Source organism: Streptomyces sp. YS-3, from assembly GCF_045257485.1.
Classification (GTDB): domain Bacteria; phylum Actinomycetota; class Actinomycetes; order Streptomycetales; family Streptomycetaceae; genus Streptomyces.
The window spans coordinates 1-6,992 of the sequence record NZ_JBJHPC010000388.1 but is presented as its reverse complement, the minus strand read 5'-3'; the positions used below and the strand labels follow the sequence as shown (position 1 = coordinate 6,992).

At 71.3% G+C, this 6,992-nt stretch carries 8 protein-coding genes; 4 read left to right on the top strand and 4 right to left on the bottom strand.

All coding sequences use genetic code 11. From position 1 onward, the window contains the following. The first annotated feature begins 515 nt into the window (after nt 1-515). Entirely contained in the window at nt 516-935 is a 420-nt protein-coding gene (locus tag ACJA3G_RS25940; protein ID WP_406555461.1) for an ester cyclase, read from the top strand. A 64-nt stretch (nt 936-999) separates the two neighbouring features. On the opposite strand, the gene ACJA3G_RS25935 is transcribed toward ACJA3G_RS25940, so the two are convergent. The 3 genes from ACJA3G_RS25935 to ACJA3G_RS25925 form a co-directional block, all read right to left on the bottom strand. After that, the gene (locus tag ACJA3G_RS25935) at nt 1,000-1,131 is read right to left on the bottom strand and encodes a hypothetical protein (RefSeq protein ID WP_406555460.1); all 132 of its coding nucleotides are present in this window, start codon (nt 1,129-1,131) and stop codon (nt 1,000-1,002) included. A gap of 33 nt (nt 1,132-1,164) precedes the next feature. Next, on the bottom strand, nt 1,165-1,707 hold the full coding sequence (locus tag ACJA3G_RS25930) for an FABP family protein (protein WP_406555459.1): 543 nt from the start codon (nt 1,705-1,707) through the stop codon (nt 1,165-1,167). A 342-nt stretch (nt 1,708-2,049) separates the two neighbouring features. Then, complete coding sequence (locus tag ACJA3G_RS25925; RefSeq protein ID WP_406555458.1) at nt 2,050-3,414, bottom strand: cytochrome P450; 1,365 nt, start codon at nt 3,412-3,414, stop codon at nt 2,050-2,052. A gap of 343 nt (nt 3,415-3,757) precedes the next feature. On the opposite strand from ACJA3G_RS25925, the gene ACJA3G_RS25920 reads away from it, so the two are divergent. After that, entirely contained in the window at nt 3,758-4,522 is a 765-nt protein-coding gene (locus ACJA3G_RS25920; RefSeq protein ID WP_406555462.1) for a MerR family transcriptional regulator, read from the top strand. Between the two features lie 74 nt (nt 4,523-4,596). On the opposite strand, the gene ACJA3G_RS25915 is transcribed toward ACJA3G_RS25920, so the two are convergent. Next, the gene (locus tag ACJA3G_RS25915) at nt 4,597-5,814 is read right to left on the bottom strand and encodes a serine hydrolase domain-containing protein (RefSeq protein ID WP_406555457.1); all 1,218 of its coding nucleotides are present in this window, start codon (nt 5,812-5,814) and stop codon (nt 4,597-4,599) included. A 283-nt stretch (nt 5,815-6,097) separates the two neighbouring features. On the opposite strand from ACJA3G_RS25915, the gene ACJA3G_RS25910 reads away from it, so the two are divergent. Both ACJA3G_RS25910 and ACJA3G_RS25905 read left to right on the top strand, forming a co-directional pair. After that, on the top strand, nt 6,098-6,265 hold the full coding sequence (locus ACJA3G_RS25910; protein WP_406555456.1) for a hypothetical protein: 168 nt from the start codon (nt 6,098-6,100) through the stop codon (nt 6,263-6,265). A gap of 82 nt (nt 6,266-6,347) precedes the next feature. Further along, a complete protein-coding gene (locus tag ACJA3G_RS25905; RefSeq protein ID WP_406555455.1) occupies nt 6,348-6,950 on the top strand; it encodes an SMI1/KNR4 family protein in 603 nt (200 codons plus the stop codon). The last annotated feature ends 42 nt before the right edge of the window (nt 6,951-6,992 follow it).

Sequence of the window (6,992 nt, the reverse complement as noted above, 5' to 3'; positions counted from 1 at the left end):
GGGTGGCCGAAATGGCGGCGAGGGAGCGGGAGTTGGCCGTCGCACCCCACTGGCGGGGAAGGGTCTGGAGCCTACAGTCCGGACATGGAAGTGATCTTTCGCGGGCGGCCGGGAGGGGCTCCCGCACCTCGATGGTTTCTCCCGTTCTGCCCGGAATGCGATCTTCGTACGTATGTGCGACCCTGGTGGGGTTCAGCCTTCGAGGTCCCTTGAGGGAGGCGGTGTCGTGGGCAAGAAGCAGACCCGACAGAACCGTGGCGCCCGCACCGGCGGTCACGAGCGCGTCGCGACGGCGGAGACGAAGGAGCCGACGAGGTCGCCCGCGGCGAGGGAGGCGATGCGTCCGGTCCCGCCGGAGGCCTCCCACAAGCAGTCACGGAAGTTTGGGCACAACTGACCGGTGTCGAGGCACAAGTGGAGTTACTGGTTCCCCCGTCGACGGAGTTGACGGGGGAACCGGTCGTACGTCTACTCTCGGCTCCGCCAATAAACGATCACTCGGGGGACCAGCTGTGGTGGACGACAACAAGAAGGCAGTGCGGGGCTTCTTCGAGGCGGTCAGCGACCGCCGGCTGGAGGACCTGCCCCGGCTCATGGCGCACGACGTCGTGGACCACAACAAGATCATCCACGGTGAGGCCGACGAGCCGGGCGCGGCCTTCGAGGGGCTGCGGCAGCAGCTCGCCGCGTTCGATCCGCTCACCGTCCAGGTCGACGAACTGATCGGCGAGGGGGACCGGGTGGTCGCCCGGGTCACCCAACGCGGTGTGCACGGCGGGACGCACCCCCGGATGCCCGAGCCGACCGGCCGTGGCTTCGATGTCGAGGCGATCTGGATCTTCACCCTGGCCGAGGGGAAGATCGCGGAGATCCGCGCGGTCAGCGACCGCCTCGGGCTCTTCCTCCAGCTCGGCTGGGACTGGCCGCAGGTCTGACGTATTCGGAGCCGCGCCGGGCGTACCGCCCCGGCGCGGCGCCGCGCGCGTTTCGGCGGGGCCGTCAGCGTGGCCCGAAAAGGAACAGCGCGAGCAGCAGCAGGAGCAGCAGCGACCAGCCGAGCACGCCGATCCTCCGGCGGTGCGGGTTGCGTCCCTGGGGCCATTCGGCGGCGTCGTGCGGATCCCGGTCCATGGCGCAAGCTTAGGAGCGGACGGCCGGGGAGGGCTATGCCGTGCGGCGCAGGCGCGCCGAGAGGTGGTGCTGGAGCGGCTGTCCGACCGCCGCGAGGTCGTGGACGAAGGTGAGCGTGTCGTCGCCGGTGAGGGTGTAGCGGCGCCGCGTCGCTCTCACCTCCTTGGCGGTCGGGGTGAGGGCCACCTGATCTGCGGAGAGGTCGACCGTGTTCTCACCCGCGTGGCCGACCGCGAGCTCCGCGATACCGGTGGGCTGGGTGATCAGCGCCTCCACCCGGCCGTCGGCCTGGAGCCGCCACCAGCCGCTCTCCCGCGCTGAGGGGCGCAGCGGCGCGTCGTCGACACCGAGCAGCCAGGCCCGTGCCTCGTACCGCAGGAAGGGGCGCCCGTCGTGGCTGAAGACGACCTCCTGCGCGTAGGAGAACTCCCCCTCGATGGTCGGGTACGCCCCCTGGCCCCGGCCGTGCCAGGTGCCGATGAAGCCCAGCACCGGCCCGAGCAGCACATGCGGTGCGGGTACGTCGTCGATGCGCCCGCTGTCGGGGTAGGGGTTGTCCAGCACGGGGTCGAACACGGGCACTCCTGGGGTCGGGGGCGGCGGCCGGGCCGGCACCGGGTGGGTGAAGCCTAGAACGAGTACCCCCGGGCGACGGACTCAGCGCCCCGACCTCGGCAGGTGGTGGTCCTGTCGAGGGGGGTGTGGGCCGCCACCGGCCGGACGGTGTCTCCGGCGCTCCCCCTGGGCCGGACCGGCGCGTTCAGGTCGTCGGCTCCTGTACCGGTCCGCCCGGATCCACCGGCGACAGCACTCGTACCGGTCCGCCCGGATCCACCGGCGTCGTCACCCCGAGCCGGTCCTCCACCGCCTGCGCCGCCCCCAGGCACGGGCGCATCGCGGTTGGGCAGCCCGGCCGGCTCAGGCTGAACCGGGCGGCGCGCTGCGGGGTGTGCACGTCATGTCGAGGGGTCCCGGTCCCAGCGTGCCGCGTACCTGTACGCGCAGGGTCGCCCCGGGGTCGGGCGTCAGCTCCCAGCGGCTGCACACCGTGGCCAGCGCCAACGTCATCTCGGTGAGCGCGAACTGGTCGCCGATGCACTTGCGGTTGCCGCCGCCGAACGGCACATGCGCACCCCGGGGAAGTGCCTCGGCCTCACCGGGCGCCCAGCGGTCGGGGTCGAAACGCTCCGGGTCCGGGAACAGATCGGGTCGGTGGTGCAGGAGGTAGGCGCTGTAGAGGAGCGCGGTGCCCTTGGGCAGGGGGTGCCCGGCGAGGGAGGTGTCGGTCGTGGTGACACGGGTGAAGAACCAGCCCGCCGGATACATGCGCATCACCTCGTGGATGACGCGCTGGGTGTACGCCAGCCCGTCGAGGTCCGCGGGTGTGGCGGTGCGCCCCGCCAGGGTGGCGTCCGCCTCCGCGTGCACCTGCTCGCGTACCTTCGCGTCCTGGCTGATCAGCCACAGGGCGAAGGCAAGGGTGTTGGCGGTGGTCTCGAAACCCGCGCCGATCATCACCATCAGCTGGTCGCGGATGTCCGTCTCGGACATGGGCTCGCCGGTGTCGTCGTCGTGGGCCCTCAGCAGCATCGACACCAGGTCGTGCTCGCCGGGCGCCGCCCGCCGGACGGCGATGATGTCGTCGATGGCGCGGTGCAGCCGACGGCAGGCCCGGCGGTAGCGCCGGTTGTTCCGGGTGGGCAGCCGGTAGAGCGGCCCGAGCGGCAGCATCACCCTCTGGTAGATGCCGTCGATGACGGTGTGCAGACTCTCCAGCACCTCGGCCACCGCCGAGTCCTCCGCCTCCGCGGCCAGCACGCTGCGGGTGACGATGCGCAGGGTCAGGGTGGTCAGCGCGGCGGTGACGTCCAGCCGCTGACCGGGCCGCCAGGCGGTGGTCATACGGTCCACCTCCTCGCCCATCACCTCCGCGTACCCCTCGATACGGCCGGGCTGGAAGGCGGGCTGCATCTGGCGCCGCTGCCACCGGTGTTCGCGCCAGCCGGCCATGGGCAGACTGCTGCCGAACAGCACCCGCGCCTTGTCGAAGAACGGGCCGCCCTTGTCGAAGGTCCGCGAGTCGGTGAGCATCTGGTGCGCCGCGTCCGGGCGGCATACGACATAGGCGGGCCAGGGCCCCATCCCGATCCGTACGAGGTCGCCGTGGGCCGGCAGCGAGGAGAGGAACTCCAAGGGGCGGGCGTGGAGTTGCCAGGCGTGGCCGAGCAGCGGCAGACCGCCGGGAGCCACGCCGGCGCGTGCCGGTGAGGGGGTGGTGGTCACAGCGGACACCTCCATGGGGGACCTGCCGGGCCCGGTGCGCGGCAGGCCGTCGGCTTCCGACTATCCTCCCCGCGCCCATGGACGGGAACCCGGCGCGAAGCAGCCCGCGAGGGCGCGGCGGGGACGGACAGCAACCCCCTGCCCGAACGTGGCGTACGTGGCATAGGAGGACCGCGACGCGCCCTCGTCGACGTCCGGCGGTGGGCCTGCCCGAGGCGCCGGGAGCGGTGGCGGGAATGTAGTAGTTTCAGCCCCCACGTTCCGGCTTGCGGTTGCCGCAACGTCAACTTCTAGTGTCCTCGGTGTGGCCGGAAAGACCGGCCCGGCGATGGGAGGCACGGCCATGCCCTGGTCGATCGCGGACGTGGCCCGGATGTCCGGGGTGACGTCCCGGACGTTGCGGCACTACGACGAGATCGGCCTGCTGCCGCCCGCGTGGATCGGCTCCAACGGCCACCGCCACTACGAGGAGGCCGACCTGCTGCGGCTCCAGCAGATCCTGCTCATGCGGGAGCTGGGCCTGGGGCTGCGCGAGATCCAGGCCGTCCTGGACAGCCAGGTCGACCGGGTGGCGGTGCTCCGCGAGCACCACCGCCGGCTGCTCGCGGAGCGCGACCGGCTGGCGACGCTCGCCCGTACGGTCGGCCGCACCATCGCCGAACTGGAAGAGAACGAGGACACCACCATGGCGAAGATCAACCGCCCGGAGAACCTGTTCGAGGGCTTCGAGGCCACCGACACCGAGACCGAGGCGGAGGTGCGGGAGAAGTGGCCGGAGGCCTGGGAGCAGTCCCGGCAGGCCGTCGAGACGATGACTCCCGACGACACCGAGCACTGGCAGCGCGAGGTGACGGCCCAGATGATCCGCTTCGCGGAGTTCATGGTGGCCGGGACCCCGGTCACCGACCCCGCGGTGCAGGCCGAGACGCACCTCCACTACCAGGGCGTCTGCCGCTTCTGGACGCCGAACGCCGCCGCCTACAAGGGGCTCGGCCAGACCTACGTCGACGACCCTCGGTTCCGCGAGAACTTCGACAGGATCGCCGACGGGCTCGCGGTCTACCAGCGCGACGCGATGGCCGTCTACGCCGACACCCGGCTCGGCTGACCTGCCGGCGCCGAGGGGGGTCGTACCCGGTGGGTGGTCCGTGCGCCCGCACGGACCACCCCACAGACCGCCGCCTACCGCTGCGGCGACAGGCCCCAGACGTGCTTCGGTGTGACGATCTTCGTGATCGCCGAGCCGAGGACCGTGCTCGGCTCCTGGCCCTGGTACAGGATGTCCGTGTTGAGCAGCGCCACCAGCGTCGCCTTCTGCTCCGGCAGGTAGACGGTCAGGCTCTCGTACCCGGGCAGCGAGCCGTTGTGACCGGTCCAGCCGTTGACGTTGACGATGCCGAGCCCGTAGCCGGCGCCGGGGGTGCCGGTGGGGAGCACCTTGAGGCGCTCGGCCTGGGTGGCGGGCGAGAGGAGGGTGCCGGTGGCGAGCTCCCTGGCCCAGTGCTTGAGGTCGTGCAGGTCGGAGATCATGGCCCCGGCCGACCAGGCCCAGCTCGGGTTCCAGTGGGTGCTGTCGACGACCTTTCCGGTGAGTGTCTGGTTGGTGTAGCCGTGGGCGTGCGGGCGGGGGAACTCCGCTCCCTTCGGGAAGAGCGTGTCGTCGAGGTGGCCGGGCCGCAGGACCCGGTGCTCGATGACGTCCCGTACGCTCCTGCCGGTCACCTTCTCGATCACCAGACCGAGCAGGATGTAGTTGCTGTTGGAGTACTGGAACTTGGCGCCCGGCGCGAACACGTTGGGGTGCTTGAACCCGTAGGCCAGCAGCTCCCTCGGGGTGAAGACGTGCTGGGGGTTGCTGAGGAGGTCGTGGATGAAGGTGTCGTCCGCGGAGTACGGGAACAGACCGCTGCGCATGTCCAGCAGATCGCGCAGACGGATGCGGTGGCCGTTCGGGACGCCCTTGACGTACTTGGAGATCGGGTCGTCGAGACGGACACGGCCGTCGTCGACGAGTTCGAGGACCGCCGTGGCGGTGAACGTCTTGGTCTCGCTGCCGATGCGGATCCGCATGTCGTCGGTCATGGGCGCGCCGGTGTGCTTGTCGGCGACGCCGAACGCGCGGACGTAGCTGCCCTTGCCGGGCATCCACAGACCGACCTGGACCCCCGGGATGCCCGCCTGCTTCATGACGTCCCGCACGGCCTTGTCGAGCCTGGCCCGCAGCCGCGGGTCCAGCTCGTGGCGCGGGTACAGATAGTCTTCCCCGCCGCCCCGGGCGGAGGCGGGCGGGGCGGCCTGGGCCGGGGCGAACGCCGCCGGCAGCAGTCCCCCGAGCGTGAGCGCCGCCGCGGCGAGCCCGAGGGCCGCCTTCGACCGGCGGGACGGGGAGGGTCTTCTCATGGTCGGGCCTCTCTCATCTTCGGTTCGTCTGCCGAGCAGATCGTCCGCGACGAGAGGCTCCCGTCCGCGTTGGTCGGGCGGGTGATCCGGGTGAATGGCTGTGATCCACCCGATCGGCCCTCATACGGTCCGGAGGGCGACACCGGTCACGGGAAACTCATCCGTCCTGATGAGCACGACCACCCGGACGGGGCATTCCCACTCGGTTTCCCGCCCAACTCCTGTGCCTCGCCGCTAGGTTGGCGCCCCCTCTTCGGTATCCCGGAGTCGCCATGGAGGCGTCGTGAAAGTCTTCTGGGTGCTCTTCACCCTGCTGCTGACCGCGCTCGCGCTCGGCGGGTTCATCAACGCGGTGAAGGACGTGGACAGGGCCGACCGCCTCGGTGACCTCGCCCTCAGCGCCGGGCTCGCCCTCGCGGCGCGGAGCAGCTGGCGGCGCGTCGGCGCGTGACGGGGTGCGGCCCCGGGCGAGGGGAATCCGGTACGCACGCGGCCCCCGGGGTGTTGTCAGTGGTGGGTGTCACCATCGGGACATGATGCGATTCGAATGGCGGCCCTTCCTTGAGCGTTGGAGCGCCGAGTGGGCCGAGTGGGCCGATGGACAGGACGCGAAGGACGAGCCGAGGGGCGGGGACCGGGAAGCCCGGGAGGCGCGTTGGCTGGGCTTCGAACCCGCCGACGACAAGCGCCTCATCGCGCTGGAGGAGCGGTTAGGGTGCCCGCTGCCGCCCTCGCTGCGCTCCTTCCTCCAGGTCAGCGACGGCTGGCGGCACGCGGGGAACTCCGTGTACCTGCTGGCCGGGACCGAGGAGATCGACTGGTGTGCGGATCCGCACGGCCGGGGAAGGGACTGGCTGGAATCCCGGGGTGCGGGCGCGGAAGAGGCGGATGCCGGGGTGGCCGGGCTGTGGAGCCGCTGCCTCCAGCTGGCGGCGGAGCCCGCCACGGTGGACGTGCTGCTGGACCCGGACGACGTGGACGAGCGCGGTGAGTGGGCCTTCCATACGTATGCGGGCGTGCGCGGTGCCCCTCCCGTGCGGCACGGGTCGTTCAAGCACTTCATGGAGGACATGTACGAGGAGTTCCTCACAACCCTGGAAGGAGCGGCCTCCGGCTCCGCATCCCTGAGCCGCTGACCCGGGCGGGCGCCGGACACACCCTGCGGCGCGGGGCGGGGG

Coding starts and splice junctions, on each gene's coding strand:
- ACJA3G_RS25935 (WP_406555460.1), bottom strand. CDS start 1,131: ATGGACCGGGATCCGCACGACGCCGCCGAATGGCCCCAGGGACGCAAC.
- ACJA3G_RS25920 (WP_406555462.1), top strand. CDS start 3,758: ATGCCCTGGTCGATCGCGGACGTGGCCCGGATGTCCGGGGTGACGTCC.
- ACJA3G_RS25905 (WP_406555455.1), top strand. CDS start 6,348: ATGATGCGATTCGAATGGCGGCCCTTCCTTGAGCGTTGGAGCGCCGAG.
- ACJA3G_RS25915 (WP_406555457.1), bottom strand. CDS start 5,814: ATGAGAAGACCCTCCCCGTCCCGCCGGTCGAAGGCGGCCCTCGGGCTC.